Raw genomic sequence first — 16,179 nt, forward strand, 5'->3', positions numbered from 1 at the left:
GAAGCATAGGCGAGGCTCTTGCGATGAGAAGGGCTTTGTTGGATCACGGATCAAGAGGATGACATGGTACGTTTGGCAGCGATTTCGGCGGGCGTGGCTCTTGTCGCTCTGATTGGCGGCGTCTGGTACGTAAGCATGCCATCGGGCGGCGGGGACGACAAATACGCCTCGTGTCGAAGCACGGCGGTCGCAGGTGGGTCGGATACGATCGGCGGGCCGTTCACTTTGGTTAACTCCCAAGGCGAAACGGTCACGGACGAAGATGTGATCACAAAGCCGTCGTTGATCTATTTCGGCTATACCTTCTGCCCGGATGTCTGCCCTCTCGATACTGTGCGGAATGCTGAAGCGGTCGATCTGCTTGCGGAACAGGGATACGAGGTTACTCCGGTCTTCATCTCCATCGACCCGAACCGCGACACGCCCGAGGCGGTCGGAGATTTCGCAGCCAATCTGCACGAGAACATGATCGGCCTGACCGGTTCTGAAGAGCAGGTTCAGGCGGCAAGCCAGGCCTACCGTACGTACTACCGCCGTCAGCCGGGGGACAACGAATACTATCTCGTCGATCACTCCACCTTTAGCTATCTGGTCATGCCCGAGGACGGCTTCGTGGAGTTTTTCCGTCGCGACCTGACCCCCCAGCAGGTTGCGGAAAGGGCGGCCTGCTTTCTTGACGTTGCCGGGTAGCACGCCATTTGTTCGTTGAAGTTGGAAATTTCGCCGGTAATACTGACGGATAACGCAACTCGACGGGAGTGAACGACGGTGAGCGAGCGGACCTTGGACGATCTCGGAGACGACAAAAGCCTCTTGCTTGTCGATGACGACGAACCGTTTCTGCGGCGTCTCGCGAAGGCGATGGAGAAGCGGGGCTTCGAGGTTGAGACCGCTCCGTCAGTCACTGCCGGGTCCGCCATCGCAACCGCGCGCCCTCCGGCCTATGCCGTCATAGACCTTCGGCTCGAGGACGGAAACGGCCTGGATGTGGTCGAGGTGATCCGTGACAAGCGCCCCGACAGCCGCATCGTTGTTCTGACGGGCTATGGCGCGATCGCGACGGCGGTTGCGGCGGTCAAGATCGGTGTGACGGATTACCTGTCCAAACCGGCCGACGCCACCGACATCACCAATGCGTTGCTGGCCAAGGGGGATGATCTTCCGCCGCCGCCGGAAAACCCGATGAGTGCGGATCGTGTGCGTTGGGAGCATATCCAGAGGGTCTACGAACTTTGTGATCGCAATGTCTCGGAAACCGCGCGCCGCCTGAACATGCACCGCAGGACCTTGCAGCGCATTCTGGCGAAACGCTCGCCGCGCTAGGCCAACTCAGCCCAAATCGTATCGCTTGCTGACCTTCGCCACCGGCGTGCCATCAGCGAGTGTTTCATCGGGATGATGCGCGTAGGTCTCGAAACCCCGGCTTTGATAATAGGCCAGCCCTCCCGAATTATCGGTGCGGATCGTCGCGTTGATCCACGAATAGCCAAGCTCTTTCGCCGCACGCCAGGACGCCTCGAACAGGTTTGACCCGACACCCAATCCGGTTTGTCCCACACGGACAAAGCTCGCGATGTCACAGGCCTCGGGCGGCAAATCCGGGTGCGGTTCGACGAATTGAAACCCAAGGATCCGACCGTCTTGGTCTTCCGCCACGTGCCATGCCGACCGATCCGGATCCTGCGCCATCCATGCCAGGATGGTCGTCCGGGTCACCTCACCAGTATGGGCGGTGGTCCCACCCGTGCGGATAATGGCTGACAAAAGCTCCGCCATCTCCCTGGCGTCCAACGCGCCCGCGCGGCGGATCGTGATCACGCCATCTGCCCAAGTAATTTCGCGTGGCGCGATGTGAATTCGTTGCGGACCTCTACCGGCGGTCGCAAGACGATGGACAGGTCGGCGATCAGGTCCAGATCGGGCGCGCCGAAGAACTTGTCTGCCTCCGCCCGCGTGAACCCGGCAATCTGGGTCGCCTCCATCCAGGCGCTGATGCGGTCGGCTTTCTTGATCTGTTTCTTGAGCTTCGCGGGGGTGACGGCCGGCAGGCCGAAGCGAATGTGGATCGCTGCGGTCAGCCGATCATCCAACGCGCCGTAACCCGACCCGACCGCGGCTTTCACAGGAGAAATCATGTCGCCGATCACGTATTCCGGGGCATCATGCAAAAGCGCGGTCAGCCGGTCGCTCGGCACCGCGTTGGGACAAAGCCGCGAGAAAAGCGTTTCGACCAACAGCGAATGTTCGGCGACCGAATAGGGGTAATCGCCAAAGGTCTGACCGTTCCAGCGCGCGACGAAAGCCAAGCCATGCGCGATGTCCTCGATCTCGATATCGACCGGTGTCGGGTCCAGAAGGTCGAGCCTGCGACCGGACAGCATCCGTTGCCATGCACGTGAAGATTTCGCCATATTAGCCTCGTTTTCGACGTGGGTAGAGCGGCGGCGGGCGCTTGTAAACACGCACGCATTGCCGGGGCGGTGACCCCGTGCTAACTCGCCCACCAACAAATGATCACATGTGGAGCGCCGACAATGGCCAAGGATTATATCGTCAAGGACATCGCTTTGGCCGGGTTCGGCCGCAAGGAACTGGACATCGCGGAAACAGAGATGCCGGGTCTGATGGCGCTGCGCGAAGAATATGGGTCCGAAAAGCCGTTGTCCGGCGCGCGCATTGTCGGGTCGCTTCACATGACGATCCAGACGGCTGTTCTGATCGAAACGCTCGTCGCGCTGGGCGCCGATGTGCGCTGGGCGTCGTGCAACATCTTCTCCACGCAAGACCACGCGGCAGCAGCGATCGCCGAGGCGGGTGTGCCGGTCTTCGCGATCAAGGGTCAGACGCTGGAAGAGCATTGGGATTACCTCGACAAATCCTTCATGTTCCCGGAAGGCGCGAACATGATCCTCGACGATGGAGGCGATGCGACGCTCTATGTCCTGCTAGGCGCGCGGGCTGAAGCCGGGGAAGAGATCATCCCGGTCCCGCAATCCGAGGAAGAAGAGGTGATCAAGAAGCAGATCGCCAAGCGCATGGAGCAATCACCCGGCTGGTTCACCAAGACCCGCGACGCCATCAAGGGCGTGTCCGAGGAAACGACGACCGGCGTCAACCGCCTCTATCAACTGATGCGCGAAGGCCAGCTTCCCTTCCCGGCAATCAATGTGAACGACAGCGTCACCAAGTCGAAATTCGACAACAAGTATGGCTGTAAGGAATCTCTCGTCGACGGGATCCGTCGCGCCACCGATACCATGATGGCCGGCAAGGTCGCCGTGGTCTGTGGCTATGGCGACGTGGGCAAAGGTTCTGCCGCGTCTTTGGCCGGTGCCGGTGCCCGTGTGAAAGTCACCGAAGCCGACCCAATCTGCGCACTGCAAGCTGCCATGGACGGGTTCGAAGTGGTCCTTTTGGAAGACGTGGTGGGCACCGCCGATATCTTCATCACCACAACCGGCAACAAAGACGTGATCCGCATCGAGCATATGCGCGAGATGAAGGACATGGCCATTGTCGGCAACATCGGCCACTTCGACAACGAGATCCAGGTGGCGAGCTTGCGCAACCATAAATGGACCAACATCAAGGAACAGGTGGACATGATCGAAATGCCGTCGGGCAACCGGATCATCCTTCTGTCCGAAGGCCGCCTTTTGAACCTCGGCAACGCCACCGGCCACCCGTCCTTCGTGATGTCCGCCAGCTTTACCAACCAGGTGCTCGCGCAGATCGAGCTATGGAAGAACGGCGGCCAGTACGAGAACAAGGTCTACATCCTGCCCAAGCATCTGGACGAAAAAGTCGCCCGCCTGCACCTAGGCCGGATCGGCGTAAAGCTGACCCAACTGTCGCCGGAACAGGCTGCCTATATCGGTGTCACACCCGACGGTCCGTTCAAGCCCGAGCATTATCGGTATTGAACCAGTCTAATCAAGAAAAGCGGCGATTGCCCCGCGAAAGTGCGCCAATCGCCACGTTTCGGCCCCAAAAGCGGTCAACCTTAACGCGAAACACGTGCGTTCAAGGAAGACGTCATGCCAACCGTATATGGTAAGGGCTGGGCCGAGGAATTGTTCCCGGTCAGCGAAAGAGACACCCTGTTTCTAGGGAACATGGGCAACGACACAATCCACCCCGGCGTGGGCGAGGATACGATCAACGGCGAGATCGGAAATGATTGGGTCAGCTACAATACGCTGCGCGACGGCGAGCCGTTCATCGACCGTGGCGTCGAGGCAAACCTGCTGACCGGATCGGTTTTCATCCATGTCAACGAAACGCCTGTCCGGCATGTGCTTGAGAACATAGAGAACCTTGCGGGAAGCCGGTTCGACGATACCCTGATCGGCGACAATGCCGCCAACGTGTTCCAGGGATTTGACGGGAATGACATGATCCGTGGTCTTGCCGGGAATGACACCATCTTTCCGGGTGACGGAAATGATACGATCTATGGAAACGAAGGGGATGACGATCTTTATGCGGGTCGGGGCGATTCTCTACTGCACGGAGGAGATGGCACCGATTGGGCGATGTTCAGCACGACGACGAACAACGTTCCGATCTTCACCGGCGGTGTTAATGTCAATTTGAACCATGAAATTGCACGGGTGCAAACAGCCACAGCAACCTCCACGCAAACGCTCCGGCAGATCGAAAACGTGCAGGGAACCGACAGCGCCGATGTCCTGACTGGCGATGCAACGGATAATTGGTTGTCCGGGCTGCATGGCGACGATGTTCTGATTGGTGCGGCGGGCGATGACATCCTGTTTCCCGATCTGGGCAATGACACTGCCGATGGCGGCGCGGGCGACGACATAATCGCTTACGACTTCGGGTCATTCGACAGCGGCCTGACCATCGACGCGGCTTTCGGCACAACGACGGGCCGAGCGAATGGTCAGTCTTTCACAGATGTATTCCAGAACTTTGAAGGTTACAGCGGTACGCGTTTCGCCGACAGGATGCAGGGCAGTGGACGGGCGGAAACAATTGGCGGCAACGAGGGCGATGACACTCTGATCGGCAGCGGCGGGAACGACACGCTTTACGGAGGTGATGGCGTGGACATCGCCATCTTCAACGGCGATGCCAACCGCTTTACCATCGAGATCAGTCTTGACGGCCAGCCCACCCGCATCGTCGATCGGTCCGGGGCCGCGGCCATCGACATTGTCGAAGAGATCGAGCTGATCGGGTTCGATGACCGGCTTTTCACGTTGATCGACGAAGGTCGGAATTCGATCATTCACTCGCGCAACGCGGGAGACTTGCTGAGTTTCCTGACCGAGGTCTATATCGTTTATTTCAACCGGGCCCCCGATGCCGAGGGGCTGCATTTCTGGATGGACGCGTTTCTCAACACCCATTGGGCCATTGACGACCTGACGCAGGCATTCTTCGATCAACCCGAGACGCGGGCACTCTACGACGGCGTTCCGACTGCCTCCGAATTTGTGGAGCGTGTCTATCAGAACGTTCTTGATCGCCGTCCTGATGCCGAAGGTCATGCCTTTTGGGTCGATGTGCTTGAACGCGGTGCGGTGAGCGAGGGGCGGTTCATTTACGAGTTTCTCGACGGGGTAAAATCCTTCGATCCGCCCGATTCCAGCGTAGCGTATGTTCTTCAGAAATCTGAAGACAGGGAATACCTCAACGATAAAACTGCCCTCGGACTTCGCTATGGCGCGACATATGGGTTGAACGACGTCGAGATGGCCCGGCAAGTCATGCAGATCTTCGACGGCAGCGACGCCACCCTGCGACATGCGCTGAATCAGATTGACGAGGCCTATGCGCAAGCACTCGCAATTGACGGAACCGGGGAATTCCTAGTGCAATTGATCGGAGTGACGCAACAGCCGATCTTCGATGATGGATGAGCTGATCGTGCTCTTCGGTCGAAATTCGGCGAAAGGCTGGCTCGCCAGCCGATGAAGGGGGAAATTACGCCATTAAACACCAAAAGCGTCATTAACCATTGCCCAGTGAAAAGGTTTTTGCCACCTTCCCGTGCATTGGGGGCCGGTCCTCCGGGAACCGACAATATTCACAGGGAGACAGTGATGGGTAAGAGAGACGATTTGATCGCACAATATGCGGATGATTTGAAAAACAAATGCGGGATGACGCCGGACATGGATCTGCTGACCAAGGTCACGATCGGATGTGGGCCTGCAATTTACAACGCGGATGCATCTACCGTCGCGGGATCGCAGCCGTCTGAGTTGGAAACGGTCAAGGACAACTTCTTGATCAAAAAGCTGGGTCTGAAAGACGGGCCGGAGCTTATGGACGCGATCAACTCGGTGATCGAAACCTATGGCAAGTCCGAGCGGAACAAGTACCGCGCCGTCATCTACTACATGCTGACCAAGCGTTTCGGTAAAGAGTCGGTATATAGCTGAGCGACAGCACAGGTTACGACAGGGGCGCGCCGTATCGGGGCGCCTTTTTCGTCTAACTTGACTCGATTTTTCAGGACTCGGCGTTTGGTAAACGGCGGGACTTCGTGTAGATCATTCATGACGGTCAGGACGACCGAAACCATATTCAGTTGACGCGCGTGGTGACTTGGGAGCGCGGGGACGGAGGGTTTCGGCACTGCCCGGAACCCTCCGTTGAGTTTCAGAACATCGGGATCACGGCACCGATTACGGCAGAGCCGAAGGTCGCGTATCCGGCATCGATCAGGATCAGGCGCATCGGGCGTCCGGCAAAGCCGTAATTGGTGGCAAGCCAAGGCGCGGCGAAGCATGCCCCGATCCCCAGACCGGAGGTGAAGCCTTTGGCCACGGTCGTGATTTCCAGCATCGCAAACGCATAGTACATTGTCGCCGCAACGATGAGGGCGGACACGATGCTGATCACATAAGGTGCAGGAGATGTCCGGTTCGCCGGTTTCCCGTCGGCGTCGGTTCGGACGCCGGAGGCTGCAATCCACGGTTTGGCAAAGATGCTGTACCAGATTGCGCCGAACGCCCAACCGGCAATCCCGGCGACGACGACTGGAAGAATTGGCATGGTGAAACTCCTAAGCAGGACACCCCTTAGTCTTGGGTAGTCTGCCTAGGCAGTCAAACCCGCAAGGTCACAGACGATGCGCCACTCTTCTTCGGTCACCGGCTGCACGGAAAGACGCGAATTGTTCACCAGAACCATCTCGAACAGGCGCTCATCAGCCTTGATCTGATCCAGAGTCACCGGCGTTTTCGCAGCCTGAACCGCCTTGATGTCCACGCACTCCCACCGGTCGTCGTCGGTCGTCCTGTCTGGATGCGCTTCCGCGATCACTTCGACGGTTCCGACGACCGCCTTTTCCTTTTGCGAGTGATAGAAGAACCCGAGGTCACCCACCGACATCTCGCGCATGAAGTTGCGGGCCTGGTAGTTGCGGACGCCGTCCCATTCTTCCCCGACATCGCCTTTCGCGACCTGATCGTCCCACGACCATGTCGATGGTTCGGATTTGAAAAGCCAGTACTTCATGGGCCGACGACACGTTTCCACGGGATCAGGTCGACCGTTTCGAACAACCCGGCCTTGGCATAAGGGTCATTGTCGGCCCAGTCCTGTGCGACGCCCATATCCTTGACGTTCAACACGAGCAGCGATCCGATCATCTGTTCTTCGTCGTCCAACAGAGGCCCGGCCTGTTCAACGACCCCTGTGGATTCGATGTAAGCCAGATGGGCGTCCCGGTTGGCCTTTCGGACATCGAGAGCGCCAGCCTTGTCGCGGGCAATGAGGGCAATCAGCATTTACTCTTCCTTCAATGGGCGGGTCATCAGTGTTTCTATGGCATCGGCGACCGTCGTGGAACCATCAAGCAACCGCGTCACGATCTGCGTGATCGGCACATCGATATGCCGCTGGCGGGCAATGTCCATCATCGCGCGGGCCGTCGCAGCCCCTTCGACCGTGATCGTAGGGTCGAAAGGCTTGCCTCGCCCAAGGGACAGGCCAAGCCGGTAGTTGCGGGACAGGTCGGACGTGCAGGTGAGCGCAAGGTCGCCCAGACCGGATAGTCCTGCAAGAGTGTCGGTATCTGCGCCAAAAATAGCGCCGATCCTTTGCATTTCTGCAAAGCCACGCGTCATGGTTGCCGCCCGCGCGCTGTCACCCAGACCCGCCCCGATCACGGCACCGCAGGCGATCGCGATGACGTTTTTCAAAGCACCGCCAAGTTCGGCCCCGATCGTGTCGGTCGTGCGATATAGCCGCAAGGTGGGTGTGGTCAGACGATGTTGAAGCGCCGCGCCGACGTCGCTATCCGTACAGGCAAGCGTCAGGGCGGTGGGTCGGCCAATCGCGATATCGGCGGCGAAACTCGGCCCTGTCAACAGCGCGTTTACCCCATCGGGTCGAATGTCGGACAGGATGCCGGTCGCGCCGAGGCCGGTCGAGAGTTCGAGCCCCTTGCAGCACGCGACGAGCGGCATGGACAATTTCTTCATATCCGCCAACGCCGTCCGCAGCTGTTGCAGCGGTACGGCGACGAGAAGCGGGTCGCAGGTGACGAGCACGCCCGCATCGCTGGTCACGTCAAGGCTTTCGGGAAGTGGTGCGCCGGGTAGATAGGCTGTGTTGACGCGCAGATCGGCCATTTCCTTTGCCTGCTGCGCACTGCGGCACCACAAGGTGACAGGGTTTCCGGTCTTCGCCAAGGCGATGGCAAGCGCCGTACCGAAGGCACCGGCCCCCATCACGCCGATCATGCTTTCGCGCCCTTCTTACCGCTTCCCAACGCGGCGGGAGAGGCTTGGTCCAAAGGCCATCGCGGGCGCGCGGTAAGGGTCAGATCGTCCGCGCCGTCGCATGCCAATTTTTCCGCCCCGGCAAAGGCAATCATCGCGGCATTGTCTGTGCACAAGGACAGAGGCGGCGCGACAAAGGGCAGATCATATTCTCCGCATAGCGTCTCTAATGCGGCCCTGAGAGACGCATTTGACGCCACACCTCCGGCAACCGAGAACCCGGTGATCCCCGAACACAAAGCTATCGCGCGTCGGGATTTCTCCGCAAGGACATCCCGGATCGCAGCCTGAAAACCAGCGGCAAGGTCGTTCACATCCTGCGCATGCAAGCCGCCTTGTTCCGCAACCAGCTGGTCTCGCTGCCGCAGCAGGGCGGTTTTGAGACCGGAGAAAGAGAGGTCGCACCCGGAACGATCCAATAGCGGGCGCGGGAAAGCAAAGCGGGCCTCATCCCCGTCGCGCGCGCGTTGTTCGACAGACGGTCCCCCCGGCTGTGCCAGGCCAAGCAGACGCGCCGTCTTGTCGAAGGCTTCGCCGGGCGCATCGTCGATGGTGCTGCCAAGGCGGTGGAAGGACACGGGACCGTCCACGCGCAGGAATTGGCAATGCCCGCCCGAAACCAGAAGGATCAGATAGGGGAACTCCATACCGTCCGAAAGGCGCGGTGTGAGCGCATGTCCGGCGAGGTGGTTGACGCCAACCAAGGGTTTGCCGGTCGCGGCACTTAGCCCCTTGGCCAGCATCACACCGGAAAGGACGCCGCCGATCAATCCGGGCCCGGCGGTCACGGCAATCGCGTCGATCTCGGACAGGTGCAGACCGGCATCCGTAAGCGCCTGCTCGACACAAAGATCAAGCTTTTCCGCATGGGCGCGCGCCGCGATCTCGGGAACGACGCCGCCATATGCTTCGTGCAGGGCAGTCTGGTCGGCGACGACGGATGACAGGATCGTCCGCCCGCGCAAAACGGCGGCGGCGGTATCGTCACAGCTGCTTTCCAACCCAAGAACAGTGAAGTCGCGGTCCATCAGACTTTCCGTTGCGCCGTCAGGGTCAAGCAGTTACCACCCTTGGTTGCTGCTCACAACAACGCGGGATGTCATGGCGAACGCGCGTCCTCTTTTGCTTTTGACACGACCCCAACGCTCGTCCGAAGCTTTTCGGGACGCGTTGCCAGCAGAGGTTTGCGAGGCTGTTGATATTTTAATCAACCCCTTGATGTCGATCCACGTCACAGGGCCCTTGCCGGACCTTGAGGGGGCAGGCGGGTTGATATTCACCTCCGCGAACGCTTTAGATGCATACAAGGCATTGGGCGGACGGGTTCTCGATCTCCCGATCATCGCTGTCGGAGTGTCGACCGGGAAGGCGGCCAAATCGTTCGGGTTCGAACCCCATATCGCCGGGGGAACGGCAGAGCAGTTGGTGGCGTTTGTTTTGGAACACGGCTTTTCGGGCCCGCTGGTCCATCTGAGGGGGGAAACCGCAATCGGGGATATCGCGAGACGACTGACGGAAGCCGGAGTGGCGACTTCAGAGTCCGTTCTATATGATCAGGTACTTGAAGTGTTTGCGCCGGACACGCGAGAGGCTTTGTCGCAAGACAGACCTGTGATCGCCCCGGTATTCTCGCCCAGAACGGCAGCTCAGCTTTGCCGCGAATCGGAAGGATTGGACAACATTGCATTTGCGGCGATCAGTCAGGCCGTTGCGGAGGCCCTGCCGACGGATGCAAAAGACAGAATTCGGATTGCAGCACAGCCAAGCCGGGATGGAATGACAGAACTGGTGACGGAAATGATTACGGATGCCGTAAGCCTTGAGCGACGGCAGTGAGGATTGTAAGGTTGAGTTTACAGTCCTGTCACGATGACTTGACAGATTTGAGGGAATAGCCGGTGGCGAAACGCAAAAGCACGGACAAAACGTCAAATGAAGAGACCAAAAACATGGTAAGCTCCGAGGGTGTATCTGATCCCAAGACATCACCGGACACCGGCCCCTCTGACATGGATACCGCAAAGGATGCGGTCGAAGCCGTCGATGCTTACGCCCCGGCGGACGAGGCTGCAAAACGCGACGACGATACACATTCGGATGGTCTGACCGATGACGTTGTCGAGCAGGAAGAACCGAAATCCGACGATGCGGCGTCGAATGCCGTGGAGGCGGAGTCCGAGACTAATGAGGCAACAGCGTCTGAAGACGTGAACGCGCCCGCAAAAGATGATGAACATATTTCGGAAGAAGAAGCCGAAGAACTGATCGAGGATGCAGAAACGCTCGAAGGTCATCCGAGTAAAGCGGACCCTGTTGAGACCCCCGACGCGGAACGCGACACGCTGCCGGTTGCCCCCCAGATCGTTCGCGAGACGACCGTTGAACGCAAAGGCGGGTTCGTTCCGATGCTTTTGGGCGGCGCGGCTGCGGCGGTTCTCGGCTATGGCGTGGCGGCCTACGTCTCTCAGGACGTCTGGCCCTTCGCTGCGGCCGACGATAGCAGCTTCGAGGATGAAATCCGCGCGGCCCTGACCAACCAAGACGGATCGCTGTCCGATCTCGGTACGCGCATCGCAACCCTGGAATCAGCCGAAGCGCCGACCGTCGACCTGACACCGATCGAGGAACAGATCGCGGCGGTTCAGTCCACGACGGCGGACCTTTCAAGCCGTCTCGATGAAATCGTCACGCGGATCGACACACTTGAACGTCAACCGATGGAGCAGGCCGTGTCGCCCGAGGCGATCGCCGCCTACGAACGCGCCTTGGCCGACCTTCAGGCAGAGGTCGAAGCCCAACGTGCCGAGGTCGCCCAGATGGCTGAAGAGGCCGTCGCCGCCGAGGAAAACGCCGAGGAGAAAGCCGCCCTTGCCGCATCCCGAGCCGCGTTGGCCGAAATCACGGCAGCGCTTGAAAACGGCTCGGGTTTCTCCGGAGCGGTGGAGGTCCTGACATCCAACGGTGTCGACGTGCCAGCGCCCCTGAGCGACACTGCGGAGACCGGCGTGCCCACGCAATCCAACCTGATGACAACGTTCCCCGATGCGGCCCGATCTGCCTTGTCTGCGGCACGCACGGTGGAAACCGAATCGTCCGAAGGCACTGGCCGCATCGCGACCTTCTTCGCCAACCAACTGGGTGCCCGATCCGTCGCGCCGCGCGAAGGCGATGACCCCGATGCAATCCTGTCGCGGGCCGAAGCCGCCGTGCGCAGTGGTGATCTCGAAACCGCGTTGTCGGAACTTTCGGCCTTGCCCGAAGTGGCACAAGCCGCGCTCTCGGATTGGCAATCGCGCGCACAAACACGCCTTGAGGCGCAAACGGCCGCGGACAGTCTCGTCCAGCAGCTTCTTCAGGAATAAGGGGGGCGTCCGATGCTTTGGTCTCTTTTCAAGATCGTACTTTTCGTTGTCATCGTCGCCGCTCTGACGCTTGGCGCAGGCTTCCTCATGGAGAGCAACGGCGGCATTCAGATCACCGCCGGCGGCACCGAATTCAACCTCGGACCGCTGCAATCGGTCATTGCGGCCTTGATCGCGATCCTTGCCGTCTGGGTCTTCCTCAAGCTCTTCGCGCTGCTGATCGCGACGCTGAAATTCATCAACGGCGATGAAACCGCAATTTCGCGGTATTTCGACCGCAACCGTGAACGCAAGGGATTCCAGGCGCTGAGCGAAGGCTTGATGGCGCTCGCCTCGGGCGAGGGACGTCTTGCAATGGCCAAGGCGACCAAAGCCGAAAAGTACCTGCACAAGCCAGAACTGACCGACCTGATCACGGCGCAGGCCGCCGAAATGACCGGCGACACGAAAAAGGCCGAAGAGGTCTATAAGCGGCTGGTCCAGAACGACACGACCCGTTTTGTCGGTGTGCGCGGCCTGATGAAGCAAAAGCTGAACGCGGGCGACACCGATACGGCGCTGAAGCTTGCAGAACGCGCGTTCGCCATCAAACCGAAGCACGAAGAAGTGCAGGACACGCTGCTGCGCCTTCAGGCGCAAAACGCCGATTGGAGCGGGGCGCGAAAGACGCTGAATGCCAAGCTCAAGCATGGTGCGCTGCCGCGTGATGTACACAAGCGGCGTGATGCCGTGTTGGCCCTTTCTGAGGCCAAGGGTGTCCTCGACGAAGGCAAGACCATCGAAGCGCAGGAAGCGGCCATCGCCGCCAACAAATCCTCGCCCGACCTGATCCCGGCAGCGGCAATGGCGGCGCGCAGTCATATCGCCCAGGGTCGCAGCAAATACGCGGTACGCATCCTGAAAAAGGCATGGCAGGCGCAACCGCATCCCGATCTGGCCGCCGCCTTTGCCGAGATCGAACCCGACGAGACGCCGGAGGCGCGTCTCAAGCGGTTCAGACAGCTCACCTCCCTGCGCCCGGAGCATCGCGAAACCAAGCTGTTGCTCGCGGAGCTCAATCTTGCTGCCGAGGATTTCCCCGAAGCGCGCCGCTCGCTCGGCGACCTGATCGAAACGGAACCGGACACCCGCGTTCTGGCCATCACCGCCGCGATCGAACGCGGCGAGGGCGCGTCCGACGCCGTGGTCCGTGGCTGGCTTGCCCGTGCGCTGACCGCACCACGTGGCCCGCAATGGGTCTGCGAGAACTGCAAGACCATCCACAGCGAATGGACCCCAGTCTGCAACAACTGCGAAAGCTTCGATACGCTCAGCTGGACCACCCCGCCGCAAAGCGAAACCGTCCTGCCCGCAGGAGCCGAGATGCTGCCACTGATCGTCGGATCCCTCGAAGACAAATCCGCACCCGATGAAGAGTCCGAGATCATAGAGCCGGACCCTGTCCCACCCGTCGATCCTGCGCCCGAAGCACAGGACACCGACACGCCGGAGGCTGACGAAACGCAGCCTGAACAGTCTGAGCCCGAGAAGGTGAAATAACTCTTTTCTCGGTCCAAAACCGATGCTAACAGGCGCGCCAATCCCAGGGTCATCCACCCGCGGATTGGCCGCTGTAGCTCAGCTGGTAGAGCACGTCATTCGTAATGATGGGGTCGGGGGTTCGAGTCCCTTCAGCGGCACCAGTTTATCCCAAAGCCTTCAATCCCACACGCACCGCGCGGTTCGGGTTTTGCTTGAGGATATATTCCCCCAATGCACGCGCGAGCGCGGTGTGGCCCTTTTCGACGGCGCGGTTGAAAAGTTCCCTCTGATACCTCGGAAAGCTGCGTCGCGAGCGGAGCAATTGGTAATATTCATCGTTCGACAATGTACCGTTCAGAGCGCCGAGGATGATGGGGCTGAGAACCCCCATCTGATTGAGCGAACTGCCAAGCCGATGGCCAAGCAACGGTGCGCGCAGGTGCTGGACGTTCTTACCGGTGAAGCGGGCCGCGTGTTGGGCGTCCAGCAGCTCATAGGGATCATAGAGGATCGACACCCGGTTGGCGGCTTTGCTCACAATGGACGCATCGCCGTATGTGCCGGTGAAGTCGCGATCCCAGACGACCTTGTAGCGGGTTTCCCAAGGAACCACCGATTTATCCACCGTCGACTGCGGAGAGATGGCGACCACGTCACATCCGGGTGCTGCGGGTGAAAAGGCGCAGGCCGCATAGCCCCCCATCGACGCGCCATAGAAGACGACGCGTTTGAATTGCTTGAAAAAGCCGCTCTTCTTGAGATCGTCGAATTGGTCGTAGACCCACGGTTCGCGATACCACGTCCAGCCGCCAGCCAGGACGCCCAGCATCGACCAGCCCTGATCTTCGATGAAGCTGTAGCCCCACGGACGGCGATCCTCGCGCTTCGTCATGGCGATATCCAGATTGTCAAAGGTGACAACCAGTGTGTCCGGGTCCCGTGGCACATAGAGAAAACTGTGACCATTGGTGCCGGGCCGATACCAGCCATCCTGACCCGCCAGCTGGGTCGCGATTGCGTCCCATGTGTCGTCGTCCAGAGGTGCTGGTGCGTTTGGGATAACGCGGATGCGCGTCACGGGTTTGCCGTCATCCTCACGGGTTGACAGTGCGGTGTTGGAGCCATGATCCTTGAGAAAGGGAAACGCGCCGGATCCGCGCCGAACATCCATGAAAACGCGCGTGTCGGAGTGAACGCAGCGTTGCAGGAAAGGCTCGAGGAACTGCGTTTTCCACTGATCGCCAAAGCCCTGGAGGTTGCAGAGCACATCCACCGGGCGGAGATCTTTTTCCGAACGGATCACCTTGATCCTCTCGGGGTCGACGTCGTTTTCTGTGAGAAAAGCGATATACCCCGCCAGCCAGGGCACGTCCTCGTCCTTGAACTTGGCCCGCCGGTTGGTGTTCACGAGGTGGATGTCGCAATCGAACTTGTGGTGCAGCGCCAGAACAAAGCTGCGCGCCGTACCGATCAGATCGGCGACACTGTCGACCTCTTTCAGATCGAGATCGTCGATTAGCGCGCCGTCGAACGTCGTAGTCCCACGCCCCTTGATCGGCGCAAGCGCCGGGGTGATGTCATGCGCCTGAACCAGTTTTTCGAGGTATGATCCCTTCGGCGGCAGCCCGTCGTGCAGATTGCCCAACTGGCGTTTGTTCGAAGCCCAGAGATGCAGAGCGGTGGTCTGGCCGGTGATCAGCCCCTCCGCCAATTCGGCGCGGCGCATGAATTTGGTCCGATCGCGGAAGGTGATCGGGTAGAACGCGTTAAGCGGCTGCACGTGCTCTTCCAGCCCAAGCGCGTGTACATAATGGGTCACCATCATTGGTCCCCAGACGCCCCAGGGCTGTTCGGTGATGTGAACGGGCTTACCCTTTTCGGCCTTCTTGCGCATTTCCTCCTTGCGCTTTTTCGGAAGGAATGGCGCGATCGAGAACCGGTCGCTCGTGAAGTCGAGCATTTGCCGCAAAGCCTCGCTGTCGGCTGGCAGTCCGAGAACGGCATTGTTGACGCGATGCTCCCCGGGCAGTTCGTAGCCGAACACGTAGTCGCTGTCGTAATCCATCGGGCGATGGCAATAGACATCCGTATCCACCCAGATCATGCCCGGGTTCTGATGGATCATGTGCAGGCGGAACCAGTCGGCAAAAAGGGCATAGCTGTTCTTCTGCTCGTACTTGATAAAGTCGTCGGTATCGATGATCTCGCGCCCGTCGCGTCGGATCACGCCATCCGGGACGTTGGGAATGTCCTCGTAACTGAACAGGGTGATCTTCTGCCCCTTGTCGACAAAGGATTTCAGGCACAGCTGTTCAAGCCAACTGAGCGGCCCTCCGATCCAGAGCGTTCCAACCTCGCGTGTGCGTGGCATCTGCTTTACCTCATCCGCGCGCCTCTTGTCAGGGTCGGGCAGCGTCGTTGACGAAATGTTAAGCGCAAAGGACCAGCTTGTGTAGCCTGCGTGAATTCTGACCCAGTTTTTGCGTCATTCGTGCCTTTGCTGCCATCCGTCTTGCGGGTTGTAGGACCGACAC

At 59.7% G+C, this 16,179-nt stretch carries 16 protein-coding genes and 1 tRNA gene; 9 read left to right on the plus strand and 8 right to left on the minus strand.

Annotation, left to right across the window (positions count from 1 at the left end; translation table 11 throughout):
* Positions 1-63 precede the first annotated feature (63 nt).
* Complete coding sequence (locus tag Q1B16_RS09050; RefSeq protein ID WP_299786825.1) at positions 64-690, plus strand: SCO family protein; 627 nt, start codon at positions 64-66, stop codon at positions 688-690.
* 78 nt (positions 691-768) lie between these two features.
* Complete coding sequence (locus tag Q1B16_RS09055) at positions 769-1,323, plus strand: ActR/PrrA/RegA family redox response regulator transcription factor (RefSeq protein ID WP_299786828.1); 555 nt, start codon at positions 769-771, stop codon at positions 1,321-1,323.
* Between the two features lie 6 nt (positions 1,324-1,329).
* Here Q1B16_RS09055 and Q1B16_RS09060 read toward each other — a convergent pair whose 3' ends face one another.
* Positions 1,330-1,818, minus strand: a complete 489-nt coding sequence (locus Q1B16_RS09060; RefSeq protein ID WP_299786831.1) for a GNAT family N-acetyltransferase — start codon at positions 1,816-1,818, stop codon at positions 1,330-1,332.
* Complete coding sequence (locus Q1B16_RS09065) at positions 1,815-2,411, minus strand: HD family hydrolase (RefSeq protein ID WP_299786834.1); 597 nt, start codon at positions 2,409-2,411, stop codon at positions 1,815-1,817. The genes Q1B16_RS09060 and Q1B16_RS09065 overlap by 4 nt, the downstream gene beginning before the upstream one ends.
* A gap of 123 nt (positions 2,412-2,534) precedes the next feature.
* Here Q1B16_RS09065 and ahcY point away from each other — a divergent pair, with 123 nt between their 5' ends.
* The 3 genes from ahcY (at position 2,535) to Q1B16_RS09080 (ending at position 6,413) form a co-directional block, all read left to right on the plus strand.
* Positions 2,535-3,923: an adenosylhomocysteinase gene (gene ahcY, locus Q1B16_RS09070; RefSeq protein ID WP_299786837.1), complete on the plus strand. Its 1,389-nt coding sequence runs from the start codon at positions 2,535-2,537 to the stop codon at positions 3,921-3,923.
* A 114-nt stretch (positions 3,924-4,037) separates the two neighbouring features.
* Positions 4,038-5,888: a DUF4214 domain-containing protein gene (locus tag Q1B16_RS09075; RefSeq protein WP_299786840.1), complete on the plus strand. Its 1,851-nt coding sequence runs from the start codon at positions 4,038-4,040 to the stop codon at positions 5,886-5,888.
* Between the two features lie 183 nt (positions 5,889-6,071).
* Complete coding sequence (locus tag Q1B16_RS09080; RefSeq protein ID WP_299786843.1) at positions 6,072-6,413, plus strand: DUF2853 family protein; 342 nt, start codon at positions 6,072-6,074, stop codon at positions 6,411-6,413.
* Positions 6,414-6,633: 220 nt separating this feature from the next.
* Here Q1B16_RS09080 and Q1B16_RS09085 read toward each other — a convergent pair whose 3' ends face one another.
* From Q1B16_RS09085 to tsaD, 5 genes are read right to left on the minus strand one after another with little or no spacing between them, the layout of a single operon-like run.
* The gene (locus tag Q1B16_RS09085) at positions 6,634-7,029 is read right to left on the minus strand and encodes a DUF1761 domain-containing protein (RefSeq protein ID WP_299786846.1); all 396 of its coding nucleotides are present in this window, start codon (positions 7,027-7,029) and stop codon (positions 6,634-6,636) included.
* A gap of 45 nt (positions 7,030-7,074) precedes the next feature.
* The gene (locus tag Q1B16_RS09090) at positions 7,075-7,494 is read right to left on the minus strand and encodes an EVE domain-containing protein (protein WP_299786849.1); all 420 of its coding nucleotides are present in this window, start codon (positions 7,492-7,494) and stop codon (positions 7,075-7,077) included.
* Positions 7,491-7,766, minus strand: a complete 276-nt coding sequence (locus tag Q1B16_RS09095; protein WP_299786851.1) for a YciI family protein — start codon at positions 7,764-7,766, stop codon at positions 7,491-7,493. Before Q1B16_RS09095 ends, Q1B16_RS09090 begins: the two co-directional genes overlap by 4 nt.
* On the minus strand, positions 7,767-8,723 hold the full coding sequence (locus Q1B16_RS09100; RefSeq protein ID WP_299786853.1) for an NAD(P)H-dependent glycerol-3-phosphate dehydrogenase: 957 nt from the start codon (positions 8,721-8,723) through the stop codon (positions 7,767-7,769).
* On the minus strand, positions 8,720-9,790 hold the full coding sequence (gene tsaD / locus Q1B16_RS09105; protein WP_299786856.1) for a tRNA (adenosine(37)-N6)-threonylcarbamoyltransferase complex transferase subunit TsaD: 1,071 nt from the start codon (positions 9,788-9,790) through the stop codon (positions 8,720-8,722). The genes Q1B16_RS09100 and tsaD overlap by 4 nt, the downstream gene beginning before the upstream one ends.
* Positions 9,791-9,863: 73 nt before the next feature.
* Between tsaD and Q1B16_RS09110 the strand changes: the two genes are divergently transcribed.
* The 4 genes from Q1B16_RS09110 to Q1B16_RS09125 all read left to right on the plus strand — a co-directional run bounded on the left by Q1B16_RS09110 (position 9,864) and on the right by Q1B16_RS09125 (position 13,806).
* The gene (locus tag Q1B16_RS09110; RefSeq protein WP_299786859.1) at positions 9,864-10,598 is read left to right on the plus strand and encodes a uroporphyrinogen-III synthase; all 735 of its coding nucleotides are present in this window, start codon (positions 9,864-9,866) and stop codon (positions 10,596-10,598) included.
* 113 nt (positions 10,599-10,711) lie between these two features.
* On the plus strand, positions 10,712-12,124 hold the full coding sequence (locus Q1B16_RS09115; RefSeq protein ID WP_299786862.1) for a mitofilin family membrane protein: 1,413 nt from the start codon (positions 10,712-10,714) through the stop codon (positions 12,122-12,124).
* Positions 12,125-12,136: 12 nt separating this feature from the next.
* Entirely contained in the window at positions 12,137-13,663 is a 1,527-nt protein-coding gene (locus tag Q1B16_RS09120) for a heme biosynthesis HemY N-terminal domain-containing protein (RefSeq protein WP_299786865.1), read from the plus strand.
* A 67-nt stretch (positions 13,664-13,730) separates the two neighbouring features.
* A tRNA-Thr gene (locus tag Q1B16_RS09125) sits at positions 13,731-13,806 on the plus strand.
* 2 nt (positions 13,807-13,808) lie between these two features.
* On the opposite strand, the gene Q1B16_RS09130 is transcribed toward Q1B16_RS09125, so the two are convergent.
* Positions 13,809-16,016 carry a hypothetical protein gene (locus Q1B16_RS09130; protein WP_299786868.1) on the minus strand — a complete coding sequence of 736 codons (2,208 nt, stop codon included), beginning with the start codon at positions 16,014-16,016 and terminating at the stop codon, positions 13,809-13,811.
* Positions 16,017-16,179 lie beyond the last annotated feature (163 nt).

This window comes from uncultured Marivita sp. (genome assembly GCF_947488135.1).
Classification (GTDB): domain Bacteria; phylum Pseudomonadota; class Alphaproteobacteria; order Rhodobacterales; family Rhodobacteraceae; genus Marivita.